Below are 19729 nucleotides of genomic sequence, written 5' to 3'. Positions count from 1 at the left end.
GTCTATCCCGAGACGTTCGACATCGAGCGTACCGAGGTCGACGTCGCATCCCGACTCGTGCAGCCTGTCGAATTCGACCGCGAGACATTCATCGAGCACTATGAGTCAGGCGATCTCACGTACGAGTTCGGTCCTGACGAGCAATACGACCGTGGCAGTGACGACAACAAACAGGCGGAGCCAGCAGACGCCGAATCAGTCGCGGATGGAGGAACAGTCGGCGACCGGTCTGCCGACCACTTCATCGAGATCGGCGATACTGCCCTCGAACTCGCCCGACCAGATGCGATTCCCGAGGATGAGCCACTCACGACGCTTGCCAAACCAACGGTAACATCGGAGGGGACGATACTCGCCCGGCCAGCGACCGAGTCTGTCTCCCCACTCGGCGTGCGGTGGCAAGGGTCGGCTACTCGGAAGCAAGACTGGATGACCTCACTCTCGCCATTTACTGCCGACGACGAAGCGGAACTCCCAGCCGTCGATCAGCCAGGAGGTGCGCTCGCGTCGCTCGTCGACCACCTAATGGAGGCGACAGCACCAGTAGCGTTCCAAGTCGTCTTCCAACGACGCGAGAGCTGGCAGTCCGATGCCGACCTACGCAAGGAGGACGTCATCGACGGTCGAGACACACTCGCTCAGGAGATTATTGGCTCCCTTTTCGAACTCGACGATCAGTCGGAGGGCCGGGACAAAAACCAGCTTAGCGACGCGGTTGCAAAACGTGTCGCGGCAATCGAGGCGAAAAATCCGAAACGGTCGTTCACCGCGAACATCCGAGCGATCGGGATTCCATCCGGGGACGACAGTCGCGATGATCTCGATGATCGGATGCAATCACTTGTCCCGGTGTTCGACCCGCTTGACGGACCGTACTACGAGGTTGCGGCCGAACGGGTACGCGACAGCGGCTTCCGGGCAGCCACGAAAGAACGAAACGCCCGAGCGGCGCTTCAGCGGCTCTTGGATCGTGAGATCACGACCGGCCGTGGGAAGACACGACCCGAGTTCGTGCTGAGTGGCCGAGAGCTCGCGAATTTCGTACTCGTGCCCTCCTCGGAACAGCTTACTGTCGAGGGGGCCCGTGGGACGCGTGCGGAACAGCAGAGTCGGAATCCGTTGCCACGCCCCCACCAAGACCTCATGGGCGAGTTCCGAGACGGGATGGCAATCGGGTATGCCCTCGACGACACCGGCGAGGCCGAAGACGTGCCGACACACATTCCACCCGGACTGCTGCCCACTCATTTCGGCCGGTTCGGAACAACCGGTTCTGGGAAGTCGAAAGCCCTCATCAACGACATGCTGTCGCTGTACGACAACACCGGGGGGCCGACCATCCTCATCATCCCGAAGAACGACGACATGGCCCACAACTACATGCGGGCTCACGCGCGTCGGTTCGGAATGACCGACCTCGAAGAGAACGTCGTCCACTTCCCGGTACCAGACGTCCTCCCCGGGTTCTCGTTTTTCGATCTCGAACCGTCGATGGAGAGCGGGCGGCGCCGCGAAGACGCCGTCCAACGGAAGGCCGACCACTACGAAGAGATTTTGAAGCTCGTGATGGGAACCGACCGCTACGAGCGGGCGACTGTAGCCCCGACTCTCATCAAGACACTCATCAAGGCACTGTTCGACGAGGAATACGGCCGTGAGAACGGGCTATACCGAGCGTCGACGGATTACTTTGCCCACCGACAGCTCGAACACGTCGTCGACCAGCTCTGGGAGGCCGGGCCACCAAACGAGAACATCGGCGACGCCCCACGATCGAGTGACGAGGAGGTCACGCGGACGATTCGACGGCAGCTCCAGTTAGATCCGAACACCTTCGCGAACGTGATGGGCGGTGTTGGAAACCGTCTAGCATACATTTCACAGGATACGCACCTGCGGCAGATCTTCAACAATACCGAGAACCAGTTCGACTTTCGAGATGTTCTCGACGAGGATACGGTTATTCTCTTCGACCTCGGCGACCTCCGCGACGACGCCGCCCGGATTATGACCGGTGTGATCCTGTCGAATCTCGATGCAGCCCTCAAAGATCGTAAACAGGCGCTCTCCCAGCACTCGGACGACTACGTCGTGAACTTGCTCGTCGACGAGGCAGCGTCGGTCGTGGTCTCCGGCATCATGAACGATCTCCTCGAGAAAGGCCGGGGATTCCGGCTCTCTGTTGGCCTGTCGATGCAGTTCCCCGAACAGATGGAGGCCGAAGGCGGACGGAAGATCTATCTGAACGCCCTGAACAACATCGGCAGTTCGCTCATCGGGAAAATCAACGTCGATCGGGAACTGGCGCGAGCGATGGCCCACGAAGAGATGGACCCCGCGGATTTCGCCAATCGAATTCGTTCGCTGCCGCGCGGAGAGTGGATCGCCAGCCTGCCAAGCCCGACATTCGGTGAAACGGGGCCGTATCCGTTCAGTCTCGAACCACTCCCGATTCCACCGGGGCACCCCGAGAGCGAATCCCCGCTCACTGAGCGTGAAGAGGAGCAGTTCACTGAGACGCTCTCCTCGATGCACGAGCACATCAGCGACGAACACGGCGTGCCGGCTGCAACGGACGCCTCAAATACGAGAACACCGACCAACGAACACGAGGTCCTCGATATCGCGAGCGACGACCTGGACGTCGCGATTGCGAAGGTGATTCGGAGTCTACAGCTTCGAGAGGGGTGCCGCGAGGAGAACGGCTGGGTGGCCGTTGAAGCAGTTGACGACGAACTCAGACAGCTCTTCGACGACGTCGACGCCGAGCCGCCTTCGTATGATGCACTCGCGGACATCCGAGAACGGTCACGATACCTCGACACCACCGTCGATATCGACGCCGACGAGCTCCGCATCCGGCTCACTGAAGCCGGAGAAGAGGTCGCGGCACCCGATACTGGTGGCGTGCAAGCCGCTGGTGGGAGTGCCCACGACGCAGCACTCCGCCAGATCGAAGCAGAGCTCACCGCACTCGGCTTCACCGTCTCGATCCTCGCACAGGATGGCAGCGAGAAACCTGATGCGAGGGCAAGCCACCCCGACGTTGCCGACCGATTCGCTATCGAAGTCGAAACGACGACACCCGAGAATCCCGCAAAGGTGCTCACAAATCTCCGGAAAGCCCAAGAAGCAGGAGATATCCCGCTGTTTGTCGTTCGACCAGGAAACGACGAAACTGAGTGGGCCGAGCGTGTCGACGGCATTCTCACACCACCCGTTCGCACTCTTAAGAATGACGAGACACGATTCTACACGACTGACTCGAATCTCACGTTCAACGGCGGAGCAACCGAAGAAGGTGGAGTGACGGCCGTGCGACCGGCGACCGACGACGAGAACGGAACCCAGAACATCTGGCAGCGTGATGGCGACGAGATCGTCCTTCGTGATGCCAGCGGGACGGAACACATCCGCCTCCCGTCGCTTGGAAAACTCTCGAAAGATCGTGTTCCGGCCATCTACAGCTACGATCACACTGCCGACGAGTACGTCGTATACGAGCACGGTGAGCAACACATCTACGAGACGAAATCGGCGTTCGAGGATGACTGGGTGCGTGTCAAGAAGCCATTCGTCCCCGAAGCTGGACTCCCCGTACCAGACTACACACGTTCGACGTACGGCATCGTCATCCTTCACGATGAGACGGAATCGGTCGTGTATGAAGATGGTGAGAAGCGGCCACTCTCGGCAATCACCGACGGGACACTCCGTCCCGCATCGCTCGAATCAGCGGCTGCTGACGAACCACTAAGTCAGACCGACCAGACCGATGAGCCGGTCGAGGAAGATCAATCGCCACCGTCGTTCGAATCGTTCGTCGACGAATATCTTGTCGAAGACGCGGATGGAGCCGTGCCAAAAGATGACGTATTCGGGCTTTACAACGACTGGGTAGAGGCACATGGCATCGACGACCCGCTGAATAAGAGCTGGTTCACACGGAAGCTCAATACCCACATCGAGGTGGACTCCACGAAGAAGCGAATTGATGGGGAACCCATCTGGCATTACACTGGTGTCCGCATCCGGTCTGAAGAGGATTTTCAGCCATGAAACGGACGTACACGGTCCAATTCCCAGTTTCATCGCGAGTTCTCGGGAGCTGTTCCACCCAGACAGAATCATGACTCTATCCGATCAAATTCGTAGGTCGGAAATCACCCGACGACGGCATGTTCCACCCAAATCCTCAATGGGTGGAACACCAACGAACAGAGCGAAATGGGTGGAACACGCTCACGTCCTGCGATTTGCAACCAGACATAGTGAGTGTTCCACCCAACAACCAACTAGAATAGAACGGGGGGTCCCCGTTGGGACCAAGGGATTGGATCGCGACGTACAGCAGAGAGCGTTCTGTGCTGGCTCACAGCCAGTGAGAGCCATGCGAGGTCCTATGTGAGGATGAGTGACCCTATGATCGACGAGCCGGAGGTGATTCCGGAGACGTTACGCGAGCGCGAGCAGTGGGTGTGCTGGCGGGAGGAGGAGCGAGACGGCAAACCGAGGAAGATTCCGGTGACGCCAGGGGCTGGGGGGTTCGCGTCAGCAACAGAGTCGGAGACCTGGGCGAGTTTCGAGGCAGCACTTGATTACAGCGAGACAGAGCACGCCGATGGCGTCGGATTCGTGTTTACTGACGACGACTCCATCGTCGGCGTCGATCTTGACGACTGCCGCGATCCCGAGACAGACGACGTCGACGACACGGCGCTGGACATCATTGAGCGACTCGACTCCTATACGGAGGTGTCACCGTCCGGTACCGGCTATCACGTCCTGATCACTGGCGCACTCCCCGACGGGCGGAACCGGCGCGGGAGCGTCGAACTGTACGACACGGCACGCTTTTTCACCGTCACTGGCGATCACGTCGAGCGGACACCGACGCGCGTTGCACGTCGGCAGGATGCGCTCACAGCGATTCACGGTGAGTACGTCCAGGAGGCCGAGGGTGACACAGCATCCGAGTCCGAACAGCGTGATGGTGCTGACGCCCGGTCACCGACGACCGGTGCAGCCGACGTCGACGTCGACCTCGAAGATGAGGACCTCCTCGAGAAAGCACGAAACGCATCGAACGGCGAGAAGTTCGAGCGGCTCTGGAACGGAAATACAGTCGGCTACGACAGTCAGTCCGAGGCCGACATGGCGCTGTGCTGTTTGCTGGCGTTCTGGACCGGTGGTGACCGGACCCAAATGGAGAAGCTGTTCCGCCAGTCGGGATTGATGCGGGAGAAGTGGGACGAGGTCCACTACGCTGACGGGTCGACGTACGGCGAGAAGACCGTCGAGCGAGCGATTGCGACCACGTCGGAGTTCTACGACCCGGACGACGGTGACGACGCCGCAGATCCCCACGGCACACCTGACGGGGACACTGCTGGTGGGACGCCTGATGACGCGGACCGGAGTCGTGCGTATCTGGCGGAGAAAAACCGCTTGTTGAGCGAGCGCGTCGACGAACTCGAGGCAACACTCGGACAGAAGACTGAGCGGATCGAGACCCTCGAAACAGAGATCGAGCGCCTCACCGACGAACTCGAAGCCCGTGACCAGGAGACTGCGCAATCCCACAAGGAAGACTCCGGTACGGGGGACAAGACTGGTGATGACTCAGAGCCAGCCTCTCTGTTGAGTCGATTCTTCGGTGGCCAGTCCGAGTAGTGGCGCCGCTTCACCGCCATCCGAAACGCCCTCTCTCGAGCGTTCTGGTTCCGCGAGCAGAGACGGTTTTACCAACAGACTCGCTATATCGCGCTGTTTGTTGGTTAATCACGCTCAATCTCGCCACAAAACGGGGGCTATCGCAGGAGACGGCAGTTCAGGAAACTATTCCCCGAAATAAGAACTATAGCCTTCGCTCAGCAATCCCAAGTATGTCCGAGACAGATGCCGCCGATGGGCCGCCCCCCTTCGAGGAGCCGTTCAGCAGCGACGACGTCGAACAGCGCATCTACGGCACCATCCTGTAGACCCGCGAGCCGACGACGGCGAGCGCGATCGCCGACACCGCCGACTGTGACCCCAAGACCGCCCGGAAGTATTTGGGTGGTTCGACGACCTCGGCATCGTCACCCGACACGATGGCCATCCGGCCACCTACGAGCGCAACGACGCGTACTTCGAGTGGCGACGCGCCAACCAGCTCGCAGCCGACCATTCCGTCGAGGACCTGCAGGATCGCGTTTGTGAGCTGACGACGCGCATCACCGAGTATGAGGAGGCGTACGACGCCGCGTCACCGGCTGCCGTCGACGCCGTCGCCGCCGCGGAGGGCAGCGACGAGCGGATCATCGACGACGTGTACAGCGATCTCGCCGACTGGACGACCGCCCGCGAGGAGCGTGACCGCTACGAACGCGCGCGCCAGCAACGCACGGGTAGCGAGCGCGAACAGGCATCCAGATAGCCCGCTCGATGGTGCCACCGACAGGCGATGGCGGGAGCCCAGCCGCCATCGATCGCCCTATCCTCGAGTTCCTTCAGACACGGCTCCAAGCCACCGGACAAGTCTCCCACGCGGCCATCACGGATGCAAGCGGCCATCTCGAGCTTCAGGTCGTCTTTTGCATCGTCATACTACCCAGCGCCGGTCGACGACGCAACCCTGACTGTCCGCTGGTACACGAACGATGACTTCACAATCCAGTACCGTCCCGTTACAGGATTGTGGTTCGGATCCGTTTCGGGACGTAAGGGCCGACCTTAGCTCGGAAGCGGGTGATGAGCCCTCGATCGGAGTTTAGCCTGTACCAGAGCGGTCCGTCCAGCTCGTGGATCCGATCCATCTCGGCGTCTGTAAGCTCGAAGTCGAACACGTTGAGGTTCTCCCCGAGGCGGTCAGGTGTCACTGTCTTCGGGATCGTGATTACGCCATCCTGCTGGATGAGCCACCGGATGGCAACTTGTGCCGCCGACTTCCCGTACATATTCCCGATCTGAGAGAGGACCTCGTCTTCGACAACGAGACCCACAGCCAGCGGGCTGTACGCCGTCAGCAGGACATCGTTGTCACGACAGAATGGGAGGAGCTCGTCCTGATGGAAGTACGGATTGTACTCAACCTGATTGGTCGCAATGGGAACGTGAGCGGCCTCGATCGAGCGTTCCAGTCGTTCGATCGAGAAGTTGCTCACGCCGATATGATCAACCCGTCCCATCTCTACAAGCTCGGAGAGCGCTTCGAACACTCCCACCATATCGCCGTCGGGGTGCCACCAATGGATCAAGACGAGATCGATCCGGTCCACTCCGAGCCGTTGAAGTGATCCCTCAACCGCATCGATCATTCGATCGTGGTTCAGAATAGTCGGATATCCCTTTATTTTAGTCGTGATGAAGATGTCATCCTGGTCGACCGTCGAGGCCTCGATTGCACGGCCGACGACGGCCTCGTTTTCGTACGCCATCGCCGTGTCGATATGCCGGTAGCCGATTTCGAGTGCCTCCAACACCGCGTTGAAACACTCGCGTCCGCCAGTTTGCCAGGTCCCGAGTCCGACGGGGGGTATCGCAGTCGAGATCCCGTCCGACACGGTATCAAAATCAGATTCAGACATGAACCGATTCAGACATGATCGATTGCATGAGTGACAAATTTGATCCAATTGTCATCAGACTGATGAAATTTCCCGAAACACAGGTCCGAGTACCCTCTGCATAATCGTTGCTTCAATTGGCCCCGATAATCGAGGGTATCAGCCGATCTTCGGTTCATTTCTGACATCATTCTGAAATTCAAAAAGGACATATGAGGTTTACAGTATTTGTTAAATACACTATAACCGACGAACTACTTGCGATGCTCTGAGCCGCTTCAGTTGAGCTGCTCGGCAACGCCAGGAGTCTGACTGATCGCCGGTCAGGCGAACGACATTTACGCTCGATGTACTTAATATCGGCATACCACATCTTGTCTGCGTTCACCAGTTTCGGCGGTCGCTTCAGTCGGATCACCACACACCAGTTCGGTAATTGATTTGAATCCCTGACTCAGAAGGCGAGCGGCAAAATTGAGCTTAGATTAAATCCTGCCACACTTTGAAAGGGGGTATTCGGATACGCATAGTAGAAGACGCAGCCTAATTACTCTGTATTGAGCGATCATCTGTCCCCGTAGATCGGCCCACACCTCGTGCGACATTCGCATTCTGTATTCAGCACGTCTGTAAGAACATATCACCGATTGAGTATTTCAACAGAGCCTACTAGATGTAATGCGATTGTACGCGAACTTACTGAGAGACGTCTCCTGAATCCCGTATTGTGAGCGAATGGGATGTCTCGCTAATACGAGAGCGAAAAGGGTTGATATGGGCGGATCCTGTCACGATGGCCGGCACCTATGACTCTGTGGCTATGATCGGGTCACCCACTCGACATTGGTCACCAGAATCCGTGCCCCTCCATTAACACTTTCAGCAACGGAAACTGTCCAATCGTGGGCGCGAGCGATACTGGCGACGATGGCAAGCCCAAAGCCGGTGTTGTCAGCCGCTGTTGAGAACCCACTCTCGAGGACGTCATCACGATCTTCTTCGGGGATACCCGGGCCGTCGTCCTCCACGTAGAATCCATTTTCAAGCTCACCCACGGTTATTGTTACAGTATCCCCACCGTGCTCAACCGCATTCCGAAACAAATTCTCAAACAGCCGTTGGAGCTGCCCGGCATCAGCAGCGATTACTCCGTCGAGATTCGTAACAAGAGTCGCCTCATCTGTTTCGACATGGTCCCAACTTTGATTGACGACTGACTCAATTTCGATGGGTTGCCGATCGACAGTGATTTGCTGCGTCTGTGCCAACTCAAGAATATTCCTGATCAGGGTCTCCATTCGATTGTGCGCGTCTTTCATCTGTGTAAGATGGGCACGATCACCGTCTCGCTGGAATAATTCGAGACGTCCCTGCGCAACATTCAGCGGATTCCGTAGGTCATGAGAGACCATCGAGGTAAATTCGTCAAGACGCTCGTTTTGCTGTTGTAACTGCTGTGTTTTTTGCTGTAACTGACGTCGTTGGGTAAGAGACAGTCCGTAGTAATGCCCGTAGATAAACCCGAACAGCGCACCACCTAACATCATCTCAGTGATGAGGATCAGTGGATCGATCATCGTCACACCAAGCGTTTGCTGTCCCCAAATGATGCTCGCCGCTGTAAGTGCAAACAACATGGCCAACAGGACGGTGCCGATCGAACTCGTGATGAGTAATGTGTCTCCGTACCGATGGTTGTAATATCGAGAGATGTAGACCAGAAGGACGGCCGTGACGAACGGCGGAAAGAGCGTTCCGATTCCGACGAATACCAGTGACGAAGAGGTACTACTGAGCAGCGTACGAATCCCAACAACGGGGCCGACAAGGGAGAGTACTGTGAGAATACCAGCTCCCACCAGCCGGGGCCTGTCAACGAATTCGTTATGCTTCACTCTACTCGTCGGGATATACGTCTCTGACCGCATAAGAATACTAGTTTTGTGCACCGAGAGCGAAAAAATTTCAACATAATTCAAAATTATACACCCACCTCGGCATCGGATATCCTCTGTGTAGCCGGCTCACGGGTGAGCGCTAACTTACTCAGGTGCTTCCGATCAGCCCCCGCATTACGATGGCGCCTACAGGAACCGCTCTGAACTCACCAACAGCTCTTGGGTAGGGCACCGATGCAGTGGAGATGGCATGCTGGGTTGTTTGCTTGGTCGCCAGACAGTCTCTTTTTCGGTAGATCCGCACCGGCCCGCCCCGTGCGCCGCATTCCGCCCTCCGCGTCGCTCGCGACCGACCATTCCGGGCGTACGGCGAGCAAGCTCGCCGTTCCGGGCTAAAGTGCATGTGCCCTCGACGCCAGCGCTTCACCCGTTCGGGTCCTGCGGACCTCGGCGAAGCCGACCGCGACGGACGTGGTTGCGTCGCGGCGAACGGGGAATGCGCTGGCCGCTCGCTCCGGGCGGGTCGGCGCACGGTGCTGGTTGGGGCCACCTCATGCAGGCGCGCTCTCGCTCGCGCCCGGGAGGGCGCTCGCGAAGGCGCGAGCGAGAGCGCGCAGCTGGGTCTGTCGGTCGTTGTCGCCGGAAAACCGCGATGTAGGACCATCGCGGTGTCGGACGCTAAGCGCCTTCGGATCAGTGAGATCCAATGTCAAGTAAGAACGTTACCAGTGAAGTAGTTTCGGTCGATGAACAGGCATTCGAAAAAGCGGACGAAGCGGCAGTCGATGAAGACGGCTTCGAGGTCGTCGATGAGACGCCGGAGTTCCAGGCGACGGTGCAGATGGAGGTGCAGGCGAAGGTGGATGCCAACCACCCGGACGGGATGGCCGACACCAGTGACGAGCGGATCTACGGTGCAACCCTCGAACAGGAAGAGCGCATTCAGGCGCGGGAAGCTGAACTGGAGCGCATCAGTGTCCAAGCGGAGATGGGGACGCAAGACGGTCGGGAGAAGAGGACGCGAGATATTGCAGCGAAGCGGAGCGCTGAGCGGCGTGCTGAGTTCCAGAAGCGGTCGGCGAGCGTGGACCCGTGGGCGGACCCGGAGCGGGACGACCCTCGTGCAGAACTCACGCAGGAGCAGTTGGCGGCGGTGAACAAGCAGTCGATGCGGCTGGCCGAAAATCTGGATGGCTGGTCGCGAGCGGCGATTGGTCGGCAGCTGAGTGAAGCCGTCGTCGGTGGGAACGACCTGATGAGTGCGGTCGTCGGGGTGTTCGAGGAGCTGGAGACAGCGCCCGGGACGGTGGTTCCCATCGGAAAGCTCGAGGACGTCAATCGCAAAGAGGTGAGCATCGAAGGTACTGTGACGCAGTTGTGGGAGCCGTCAAGTTCAGCCATTTCCCAAGTGGGACTCATCGAAGACGAAAGCGGACGGACGAAGTTCACTAGCTGGGTTGCGAGCGACCAACCCTGGATTGAGGAGGGCGAACATGTTCGTATTCACGGAGCGTCGAAGAACTGGTACGACGGGCGCGTCTCAGTGGCTCTGACCGGCTGGACCACGGTTCACTTCCTTGAGCGCGGGCGGTGGTGGGAAGCGTAGCCAACGTACGCGGCCTTCTTTTTTGTTACGTGCCGGACCGACCCAGACCCCACCTCCCCACCCTCCGCTCCGTGCTCGCTTCGCTGCGCGCGCAGCCACGACCTCGTGACGTAGAACAGAGATCCGCGAAGATCCTGTCGGAAAACCGTCGCGAGATAGTTTTTGCACCTGAAGTGGTGAGACGCAGACATCTGCTGGCGTCCTGATTTTCGATGGAAGTAAACAAAAGTTGAACAGATGTATATTCACCCCTGATTCTTATTTCAGTTGGATACACAGTTGCGGCTATGAGTCAATCGGACGCTGTAGACGCTCTTCTCCAAGAGTGGCGTGAGAAAGCTGACGAACTCGAAGGCCAACCACAAAAAATCAAACAACTGCAAGACAGTTTCTACAGGGTAGCTGGGATGCAGCGCGTGAACGTGCTGAGCCAGAGCTAAAGCGGAAGGCGGTACAGGATTGTATCGACGACCTCGAAGAGAGCACCACCACTGACGAGTTCATAGAGTCATTAGCAGATTGGCGGAAGGAAGCAGATGAGCTGGATAAGAGGATCTTGGACTCGAACGAGTGGTTCAGAAAATCCACGAGAAGATCCCAGTTAGAGTCCTGCATCGAAGAATTTGAGGAAGCATTTCCGGACGACAACTTCGAGAAGTGCTTTCGATGTGGTTCGTTACAGGAGCCGGTTAGTGATAAAAGACGTAGCGAGGGGTTCCGGTGGGAGTGTGTGGAATGCAGATATTAGTCTCATATCTGGAGGTTTCGATAACCGATGTCTGATCTAAAACTCGTGATCTGAGAACGGATCGGATTGGTATGACTGCTGCTGGAGCTTGGAGACGTCAATCATATCCCATGGGTTAATGTCGGTGTATTCGTCGATCAGGATAGCGATTATGATGAGCAGGAAGATAACCGTCCCTGCGTCTGGATTGAGTCCTTCTCTGATCGATTTTCGGCGTCGAACCGTGTTCTGCTGTTCACGGGAGAGACTGTCAGCGGTCTCTGTTGCTTCCTCAACCCACTCACCGATGTTTTCTCTACCGTTGTCTCGTTTCCAGTCATGGGTCGAGAAAATCATCGAGACACCGCGAGACGTTCGATACCCCCACTCGAAACGATTCGGTATCGAGTCGAGATATCACCAGCTCGGACAAACGTTAGCGCGACAACAACGTGAGCTTCTACGGTGAAACACGGGACACCGCGTTACGCCAACCGGCGCGTGAGCCACGATCGCGCCCTGGGGACGTGAGTGGCGACGATAACCGTCGTCTGGGCGCGCTGGCCGACGTCCCGTGCGGTTGACCCGACAATCAGTCGCCTCACTTTCACGCCGCTTCCACCCCCGATGACGGTCACGTCTCGCTGCTCGGCTGCCTCGACAAGCGTCGCGACGACGTCTTCGCTCTCAAGGACGATCGTGTCCGTCGCCACGTCGCCGATGTCGGCAGCGACCGTCGCAGTGAGCTCGGTCGCCTGTTCGCATTGGTAGCCGGGTGCGTGCGGTGACACCACTCTGACTACGTCGACGTGGGCATCATTCGCGAGGGCGATTGCCCGAGCGACACTCGCCGCGAGGGTCGTGTGTCCCCCGTGTCCGGCGGGGAGGAGGATTGTCTCGACGCCGTCGGCGGTTCGACCGATCTTCTCGACGAGGACGTCACAGGGTGCCGCAGCGACCACGTCGTCGACGATGTGTCCCATCAGCAGGTCGCGGTGACGGCGGGCGTGCCACCCCATCAAGATCGCATCAGCGTTACACTCGTCTGCGGCAGTGACGATGCCGCTCGCGACGCGGTTCGCAACGATCAGTCGCTCTTCGACAGTGACGTCAGTTCCGTCGGCGACCGTCAGGGCCCGATCGAGTAATTCGCGCCGATTGCCGCTGAACTCCTCTTTGATGACGTCGTCACGGAACATCCGAAACGGCGACGATTGTGACTCTTCGATGACGCTGATGACGAAGACGCTCCCATCGCGTTCGCGGGCGATATCCAGAGCGGTCCGCATCAACTGCTCGACGTGTTCTGGATCGGCGACGGACACTGCGACCCGGTAATCATCGTCAGCCGCTGCTGGTTTGCCCGTCATTGTTATCTATTACCACGCTATCGCGAAAAGTGTTCTCCAGAAAACAACGGCGGTGTCCAGATAAAGATTAGAAAGTGAGACGGTGCGTTTTCAAAGTGATCCATTTCATCTTCTATCGCTTGATCGGACACGGACCTACCGCAGACCAGGCGTTGCCGCGTCGGCCAGTTCGTTGTATCTCGAGAGACACGACGTCGCCGCGCTCGATGTCGTCAAGCGCTCGCTCGACATCTTTGTCGTCGACTTCGACTACGTGATACGTGGCGTTCCGGGGATGCTCCCGGATCGTCATCGTACCATGGTCGTTCATTGCTTCGACGACGGTGTACATGCCGGAGAGAGTCATAGTATGTTAACATCTGTCTGAAGGTCGGTCTCAGCGGCGAGTTTGAGATAGGGTATTAGGTCACTTGCTGTCTCTTCGAGTGCTATCAGGCCCTGTTTCGAGTCGAACGTGAGTACGTCACTCTCCTCGAATTTCGGGAGGTGAACGTGATAGAGTGACGTAATGAGTTGTTCGTGGTCGTCAATAGCCGTCTCGTCCCACCTCACGAGCTGATCAGCTAATTCTCGCAATGTAACGGGAGTAGTGCAGCGTGTGAGATGGTACAGGATGTAGCGCCGTGGTCTGCTACTGAGCAGGGCAAACGCGACATCTACAGGTATGGTGTTGCGGTCGGCGTCTAAACCGGAGTGTTGTGCCTGGAACTTCGACATTATAATATCCGTGGTTAGGATTCAATAAGAATTCGGAGACTAGTCTACTAGTGACCATAAGTCAAGTGTTGTAGCATAACTGGCTCACGTACTTGGATCATTCGAAATTCCCCACATTCGACCCAGTGAATCACCGTTGAGAGAGACTACTCTCGCACGGAACAGGGTCAAGAACGATGAATCCTTGCCTCGTCTACTCGAACAGGTCCATCTCGTCGATTTGTTCCAGAAGCTTCTGGGTCGCTTTTCGGATATGTACGTAGAACGTTGGTGGGGTAATACCGAGTGCGTGGGCGAGTTCGTCACCTGTTGATTGGCGCGGAGACTCAAAAAATCCGGCGTGGTAGGCGAGTTCCAGCACCTCGCGTTGCCGTTCAGTCAACACGTCCTGAAGCCCATTATGTGGGACAGTAACCGACTGGACAGGTCGGTCTACCGATCGTTTGGCGACGAAGACCGTATTCGAATACGTTGTCTGGATAGCGGAGATGATCGTGCGGATATCCGCATCCGGTGCGACTTCCACGACGATTGTCTCTTCACCGTTCTCGACGATTTGAGACGTCACGACCGCGCCGTAATTGAGTAGCTTCGTCATTGGGGATTTTCTAATCCTATACTCGATCGTTCCGCTGGAATCCGTTGCATCGACGACCCGTGCGTGAGCGATCACCGGCGAGTCTGAGAGCGATTCGATAACTGTGTTCGGAGTTGCCCCTTCGGTGGTCGCATAGCAGAGAAACGTGTTTTTAGAGGCGGGGGCAACCGTTTCGAGCTCCAGCCGACAGTCGAGTTCCTCAGTCAGTTGAACGAAGACCGATCCTGTACCCGTCGTTCGGAACTCCAGTTCAACGACGGTCTCCGTGTGAAGGAGTCGTTTGTTCTCCTCTGCGTGGATCGCGTGTCCGATGCGATCCCCGAGTTCGCGGAGCAGTCCCTGTTCGTATTCGTCGAACGCGTTCGGCCGCCCTGAGTACACCCCGATCACACCATAGACGGTTTTACCGAAGACAACGGGAATGACAGCCGAGGATTGATATCCTCGGTCTAACGCCTCGTCACGCCCTAGTTCGAATGACGGGTCAGTGAGGATATTTCGGGCTGCCTGGACGTCACAAGAGCGGATGGCCCGGCCGACCGGCCCTTGGCCTGTGTCACTCCCGTCGATCGTCACTTCGACGTCTCTGAGATAGTCGTCATCGACGCCGGCCCACTCCTGGGGACTCACTTGTGTATTCCCGGGGGTGTAATCACCGTACCATGCAAAGAGATAGGCGTCAGATGCCGCAAGTTGCTCGCAGACAACCTGATTGACGTCGTCCCGGGTTGTGGCCTGTGCGAGCGCCCGGTTGAGTGGCCGGAGACTCTCGGTAATCTGCTGGACGCGTTCGAGCGTGGTTCGCTGATTTTCGAGCGTGCGTTCGCGCTCCTGACGCTCGGTGACGTCGTAGGCGAACCCCACGACCTGCGTGACGGTGTCTTCTTCGTCGAATACTGGTTGACATGTTGCCTCGAACACCCTTCCAGCAACTTCTACGGTAGTGTTCAGTGCCTCCCCTTCGAGCGCTCGTCGACAAAGATCCAAGATCTTGGGATGGTCAGCGTACAGATCAAAGACCGACTGGCCGACTGCTTCTTCCGGTTCGAGTCCGATGTTCCGTAGTGTCTCTCCCTCCGAGCGGGTGAAGACGCCATCCTCGTCGAGTGTGAAGAGTATTCCCGGAATGTGAGAGAGGATCGCATCGATACTCTGCTGGTGCTCTCGAAGTTCGTGCTCGCGCTCTTTCCGCTCCGTGATGTCCCTGACTACACCATCGATATAGGTCTCCCCCTGCTCTTCACGCTCGATCGCCGTAACTGATGTCCAGAGCAACCCACCTGTCGCGGTCCGTATTTTCAGTTCCTCGTCCGAAAGGACTCCTTCTTCACGGATTTGTTCGCGCAATGACCGTTGTTTATCGGGATTGGCGTAGAAATCCGCAGGACCCATCTGGCGAAGTGCGTCTATTGACTCCACATCGAGCATGTCCCGCAAGGCCGGATTCGCTTCAAGGAAGGTTCCACCTGGTTCGGATTCGGTCCGATAGATTCCATCTGGGAGGTGCGTGACGATATCTTCGAGGCGCTCCAGGTCAGTTTGCCGTGATTTGTGGTCACTGATATCCCGGAGTACACCTGTGAAGAGTTGTTGGCCCTCGTGGAAGTGTTCGCGGAAGCTGATCGAAACGGGAATCTCGTGGCCATCCTCGTGTTGTGCTGGCAGGTCGATGCCATCCCAGTCGATCTGTGGTTCGCCGGTTTCGAGATACCGCTGGAACGTTCGAACGTGATCTTGGACGAGTCGGTCCGGAATGAGTGTCAACAAGGACTGCCCGACCAAATCCTCCGGGCGGTGCCCCAGAATACGTTCAAGTGCCGGGTTAGCGAAGACGATTGTACTGTCTTTGTCGATCGTGAGAAGTCCTTCAGACGTGTTTTCCACCAGTGTTTGACAGAAATCCGTGTCGCCAAAATCGAGAGGGGAGTTAGCAAAAATGGTCTCGAGAGTTTGGTCTTCTTCAGTGGAAGCCCTGTTCCGCTCAGTCATCTTCCGTTAAACTGAACGCAATCGCAAAAAGTCCGTTGAATCTGCCAGACTTTTTCACCAATGCTGTTCCTTCGAAAACACGACGATCAACCTATTATTAGCGTTTTTCACCCATGTTTTTGACTCTTTAGCGTGAATCTTAAGAGTAGGTACATGGGTTTACCAAAGGCGATTTCGGCATTCATTCGTGGACGAAAGTCGGATACACTCGTCCGAGAATTCTGGCAGTTCGGGACGACTCTCGACTACCTCCACCATGAGGCGTTCTTCGTGGTATCGACGACGTTCGAGGTGACCGCCTATCGGACGCTGTGGTTCGGGCTCCAGTACGACTCGGAGACGGTCGAACAGGGAGAGACGGTCGGGAACGGCGCGCTCGCGACGGTGCGCTGGTACGACGGAGAGCCGGTCGGCGACGGCCACCTACAGGGACAGTTCGCGGCCCTCAAAGACGTCGTTGGCGACATGCTCGACAAAGGCGTCTTCACGCCATCAACGGCGAGACAGTACCTGAAACGGAAGTTGGCCGAGCGAGTCGGAGGCCGGCAGGAACTGCTCATTCCGACCGGGGAATCACCCTTCGAAAAGGCAAATCTGAACCACTCCTAGGTCGATCTGGCTCCGAGGGTCTTCGCGTCCAGAAGAAGGGCACGGGATAGAGCTAGACGTGCGGTTCAGGCGCGGAACCGAACCTCGATCTCGTCCGGACCTGTAACACTGATACCCTCCTTTGGATCCGAGATCCCGTACTGACTGTCCGCAATTCGATCTCGAAGTGCGGTGAGTGCCGCTTCACTGGGAACGACCACTTCGAACCAGGACAGGCCTCTGCCGCTGATTGGCCCCGTTCTGTGGTTCCACGTGTTCGCCCCAAGATGGTGATGGTAGCCACCAGCACCGACGAAGCGTGCGGCTGGCACGTCCGTTTGAATCTCGAAGCCGAGGGTGTCAACGTAGAACTCGCTGAACGCCTCAAGCGAGGATACTTCGAGGTGGACGTGGCCAACGTCCGTTTCTGCAGGCAGCCCCGACGTGCCGGCGGCAGCCGCTTCCAACGGGTCCAAATCCAGTTGATACGTCCCCATTCGAATGCGGCCGTCGTCGCCGCGAGGCCAGTCCTCACGCGGGTAATCGCGGTAGATCTCGATCCCGTTACCCTCTGGGTCGGTCAGGTACAACGCTTCACTGACGCCGTGGTCCGACGCTCCCCCGAGCTGCCAGTGCTCCCGGATGCGAGCCAATGCGTCCCCCAGCGCCGCCCGCGACGGAACCCGGAACGCGTTGTGGAACAGGCCCGCACCAGACCGGTGTCGAGTGGGAGCATCCGGATCATGCTCTAGGACGAGCAGCGGAGTCTCCTCGACACCGAGCACGGCCGTCGCGTCGTCGCGGCTGAGCACGGCGAATCCGACCACATCGCGGTAGAAATCGGTTAGCTCCCCGAGGTTCGAGACCGTGAGTGCAGTGCGTCCGATGTGGGTCTCCGCCGGCAGGGTCACTTCGTCTGTGTTCATGGAGGTTCGATGGGGCGTGGTCTGAGCGTCGTTCGACCGCATCAGACCTCCGGCTCCAGCTGCCCACCAGTGGTCTGGATCACCTGGCCGGTGACGCCCTCGTTCGCCAGTAGATGCAGAACTTCGTCCGTGATTGCGTCGGGCGCCGTCCACTCCGAGAAGTCAGCGTCCGGCATCGCCTCGCGGTTGCCGGGCACGTCGATGAGGAACGGCGCGACCGCGTTGACCCGAGCATCGAGTTCGACGTCGAGGGATTCAGCCAACGTCCGGACCGCACCCTTGCCAACATCGTATGCGAGCGTCCCGCCCACGGGGTCGAGAGCGCGGTTGGAACTGAACAGCACGACGCCGCTCCGCCCGTCGAGGTGGTCGGAGAAGGCCTTGACGGTCAGGAAGGCAGTCGTCGCGTGCCGGTTGAGCGCCGCTTCGAACGCATCTGCGTCCGTATCGTCGATACTACCCATCGAGAACCCGCCGGCCAGGCCGACGATGTGGTCGACCGATCCGTAGTCGTCGGCCACAGTCTCGGCGAACGCTTCTACCGCCGCCTGGTCCGTCAGATCAACCTGGTGGTACGACACCTGCCCAGCGTACTCAGCACGGTGATCCACGCTGTCACGCGCATCTTCGGTGACGTAGGTGCCAACAACATCGGCACCACTGTCAACGAGCGCATCCGTCACGTACGGGCCCATATTCCCCGTCACACCGGTCACGAGGACCGTCGAGTTTTGTAGTTCCATTTCATTACCTAGTTTGGTGGCAAACCTATATATAGCTCAGGCAACAACCATGTGAGTAGGTTATGGCGACCCAACCACCCGAGGCTGATGAAGCGGAGAAATCCGACGTAGAGTTACGGAACGCGGATGTCTGTAACGTTGTTGGGGCGGTCGAAGAGGTCGGATCGAAGTGGAAGCTCGTGGTGCTCAACGACTTACGAGACGGCGAAAAGCGGTTCAACGAACTCAAGCGCTCGACGGGCGCGAGCTCGTACACGTTGTCCCGCGTGCTCGACGACCTCGAGGAAGCAGGATTCGTCGAGAACCGCAAAGAGTTGGAGTCGCCAGTCGCCAGCTACTATACCCTGACTAAGAAAGGAGGCGACCTCTGCCCCGTGTTCGATGCACTCGACGAATGGGGGGGCAGTTGGCTCGAATAGCTTGTGACTTGGAGGGCAGAGCAAGTCGACACGAAACAGGAGAGTTGCCGTCGAGATGCTTCGCATTCTGGGAGAACTTCTGATAGTGCGGGTACGAACTCAACGCCGACTATAATGCGAGCAAGAACATCGCTCGCAAACTCGCCAAGCGTCTCCACCCGGGGCAGAAGTCTTCAGGTGGAGGAGCCGCCTATCAACTGGCTCTAGCGTCGGAGATTTTGAACCTAAACGGTGAGTTTCACGACACCGACCCTGCAGCGGCAGAAGGGAAATCCACCGACAAACCCCACCCTCAATGAGCGAGGTCGTCAGACCGAGCGAAGTAGGGTGAGGTAGTTGATGACTGCGAGTTGGATTTCGAGGCGATACTGGTGACACACACCTTCGAAGACGTCCTGGTCATCGACGAGACGGAAACCCCGGTGAACGTACTCACCGGCGAAACACCGGTCTATTCGCAAGCAACCGTCGCGGAAGCGAAGGAGTTCGCTGCGAGTATCAACACGGAGATGCCCCAGATCGCGCTCCCTGCATCCGTCGAGTCGCAGGTCGAAACACAGAGCGAGCCCTACACGGCGGCTGCGTTCTTCCACTTCAAGGG

Annotated in this window: 13 protein-coding genes and 6 pseudogenes; 9 read left to right on the top strand and 10 right to left on the bottom strand. The window is 57.9% G+C overall.

What is annotated here, in order from left to right; genetic code table 11:
• From B4V04_RS14170 to B4V04_RS14155, 4 genes and pseudogenes are all read left to right on the top strand, one after another.
• Positions 1-4059: primase-like DNA-binding domain-containing protein (locus tag B4V04_RS14170; protein WP_498232384.1), on the top strand; the 4059-nt coding region annotated here is incomplete at its 5' end.
• A 351-nt stretch (positions 4060-4410) separates the two neighbouring features.
• A complete protein-coding gene (locus B4V04_RS14165) occupies positions 4411-5673 on the top strand; it encodes a phage NrS-1 polymerase family protein (RefSeq protein WP_498232383.1) in 1263 nt (420 codons plus the stop codon).
• A gap of 212 nt (positions 5674-5885) precedes the next feature.
• Positions 5886-6418 (top strand): annotated as a pseudogene (locus tag B4V04_RS14160) (DUF7342 family protein).
• Between the two features lie 8 nt (positions 6419-6426).
• A pseudogene (locus B4V04_RS14155) lies at positions 6427-6670 on the top strand (hypothetical protein); the annotation flags it as partial.
• Here B4V04_RS14155 and B4V04_RS14150 read toward each other — a convergent pair.
• The 3 genes and pseudogenes from B4V04_RS14150 to B4V04_RS14140 all read right to left on the bottom strand — a co-directional run bounded on the left by B4V04_RS14150 (position 6669) and on the right by B4V04_RS14140 (position 9442).
• Complete coding sequence (locus B4V04_RS14150; RefSeq protein ID WP_498232382.1) at positions 6669-7568, bottom strand: aldo/keto reductase; 900 nt, start codon at positions 7566-7568, stop codon at positions 6669-6671. The pseudogene B4V04_RS14155 and the gene B4V04_RS14150 overlap by 2 nt on opposite strands.
• 332 nt (positions 7569-7900) lie before the next feature.
• Positions 7901-8014: pseudogene (locus B4V04_RS14145) on the bottom strand (creatininase family protein); the annotation flags it as partial.
• 351 nt (positions 8015-8365) lie between these two features.
• On the bottom strand, positions 8366-9442 hold the full coding sequence (locus tag B4V04_RS14140; protein WP_498232381.1) for a sensor histidine kinase: 1077 nt from the start codon (positions 9440-9442) through the stop codon (positions 8366-8368).
• Between the two features lie 709 nt (positions 9443-10151).
• Between B4V04_RS14140 and B4V04_RS14135 the strand changes: the two genes are divergently transcribed.
• Complete coding sequence (locus B4V04_RS14135; RefSeq protein ID WP_498232380.1) at positions 10152-11051, top strand: DNA-binding protein; 900 nt, start codon at positions 10152-10154, stop codon at positions 11049-11051.
• Positions 11052-11835: 784 nt separating this feature from the next.
• Here B4V04_RS14135 and B4V04_RS14130 read toward each other — a convergent pair.
• From B4V04_RS14130 to B4V04_RS14110, 5 genes are all read right to left on the bottom strand, one after another.
• Complete coding sequence (locus tag B4V04_RS14130; protein ID WP_498232379.1) at positions 11836-12135, bottom strand: hypothetical protein; 300 nt, start codon at positions 12133-12135, stop codon at positions 11836-11838.
• 128 nt (positions 12136-12263) lie between these two features.
• Positions 12264-13148 (bottom strand): universal stress protein, encoded by an 885-nt coding sequence (locus B4V04_RS14125; RefSeq protein WP_498232378.1) that lies wholly within the window; start codon positions 13146-13148, stop codon positions 12264-12266.
• Between the two features lie 112 nt (positions 13149-13260).
• Positions 13261-13479, bottom strand: coding sequence for a DUF7999 family protein (locus tag B4V04_RS14120; protein WP_498232377.1), 219 nt, complete (start codon positions 13477-13479; stop codon positions 13261-13263).
• A gap of 11 nt (positions 13480-13490) precedes the next feature.
• A complete protein-coding gene (locus B4V04_RS14115) occupies positions 13491-13865 on the bottom strand; it encodes a DUF7344 domain-containing protein (protein ID WP_498232376.1) in 375 nt (124 codons plus the stop codon).
• Positions 13866-14058: 193 nt separating this feature from the next.
• Positions 14059-16452 (bottom strand): PAS domain S-box protein, encoded by a 2394-nt coding sequence (locus tag B4V04_RS14110; RefSeq protein ID WP_498232375.1) that lies wholly within the window; start codon positions 16450-16452, stop codon positions 14059-14061.
• A 240-nt stretch (positions 16453-16692) separates the two neighbouring features.
• On the opposite strand from B4V04_RS14110, the pseudogene B4V04_RS14105 reads away from it, so the two are divergent.
• Positions 16693-17061 (top strand): annotated as a pseudogene (locus B4V04_RS14105) (DUF6735 family protein); the annotation flags it as partial.
• A 65-nt stretch (positions 17062-17126) separates the two neighbouring features.
• Here the strand turns inward: B4V04_RS14105 and B4V04_RS14100 are convergent.
• Together B4V04_RS14100 and B4V04_RS14095 are read right to left on the bottom strand one after the other, a co-directional pair.
• Entirely contained in the window at positions 17127-18008 is an 882-nt protein-coding gene (locus B4V04_RS14100) for a VOC family protein (RefSeq protein WP_498232374.1), read from the bottom strand.
• On the bottom strand, positions 18008-18709 hold the full coding sequence (locus tag B4V04_RS14095; RefSeq protein ID WP_498232373.1) for an SDR family NAD(P)-dependent oxidoreductase: 702 nt from the start codon (positions 18707-18709) through the stop codon (positions 18008-18010). Before B4V04_RS14095 ends, B4V04_RS14100 begins: the two co-directional genes overlap by 1 nt.
• Before the next feature lie 62 nt (positions 18710-18771).
• Here B4V04_RS14095 and B4V04_RS14090 point away from each other — a divergent pair, with 62 nt between their 5' ends.
• The 3 genes and pseudogenes from B4V04_RS14090 to B4V04_RS14080 form a co-directional block, all read left to right on the top strand.
• Positions 18772-19128, top strand: a complete 357-nt coding sequence (locus tag B4V04_RS14090; protein WP_498232372.1) for a winged helix-turn-helix transcriptional regulator — start codon at positions 18772-18774, stop codon at positions 19126-19128.
• Positions 19129-19214: 86 nt separating this feature from the next.
• Positions 19215-19427: pseudogene (locus B4V04_RS14085) on the top strand (RNA-guided endonuclease InsQ/TnpB family protein); the annotation flags it as partial.
• Between the two features lie 51 nt (positions 19428-19478).
• Positions 19479-19727: pseudogene (locus B4V04_RS14080) on the top strand (DUF8025 family protein); the annotation flags it as partial.
• Between the last annotated feature and the right edge of the window lie 2 nt (positions 19728-19729).

The organism is Halorubrum sp. B52 (genome assembly GCF_059752555.1).
Note: the sequence above shows the minus strand (reverse complement) of the source record. Positions and strands in the feature narration are given on the sequence as shown.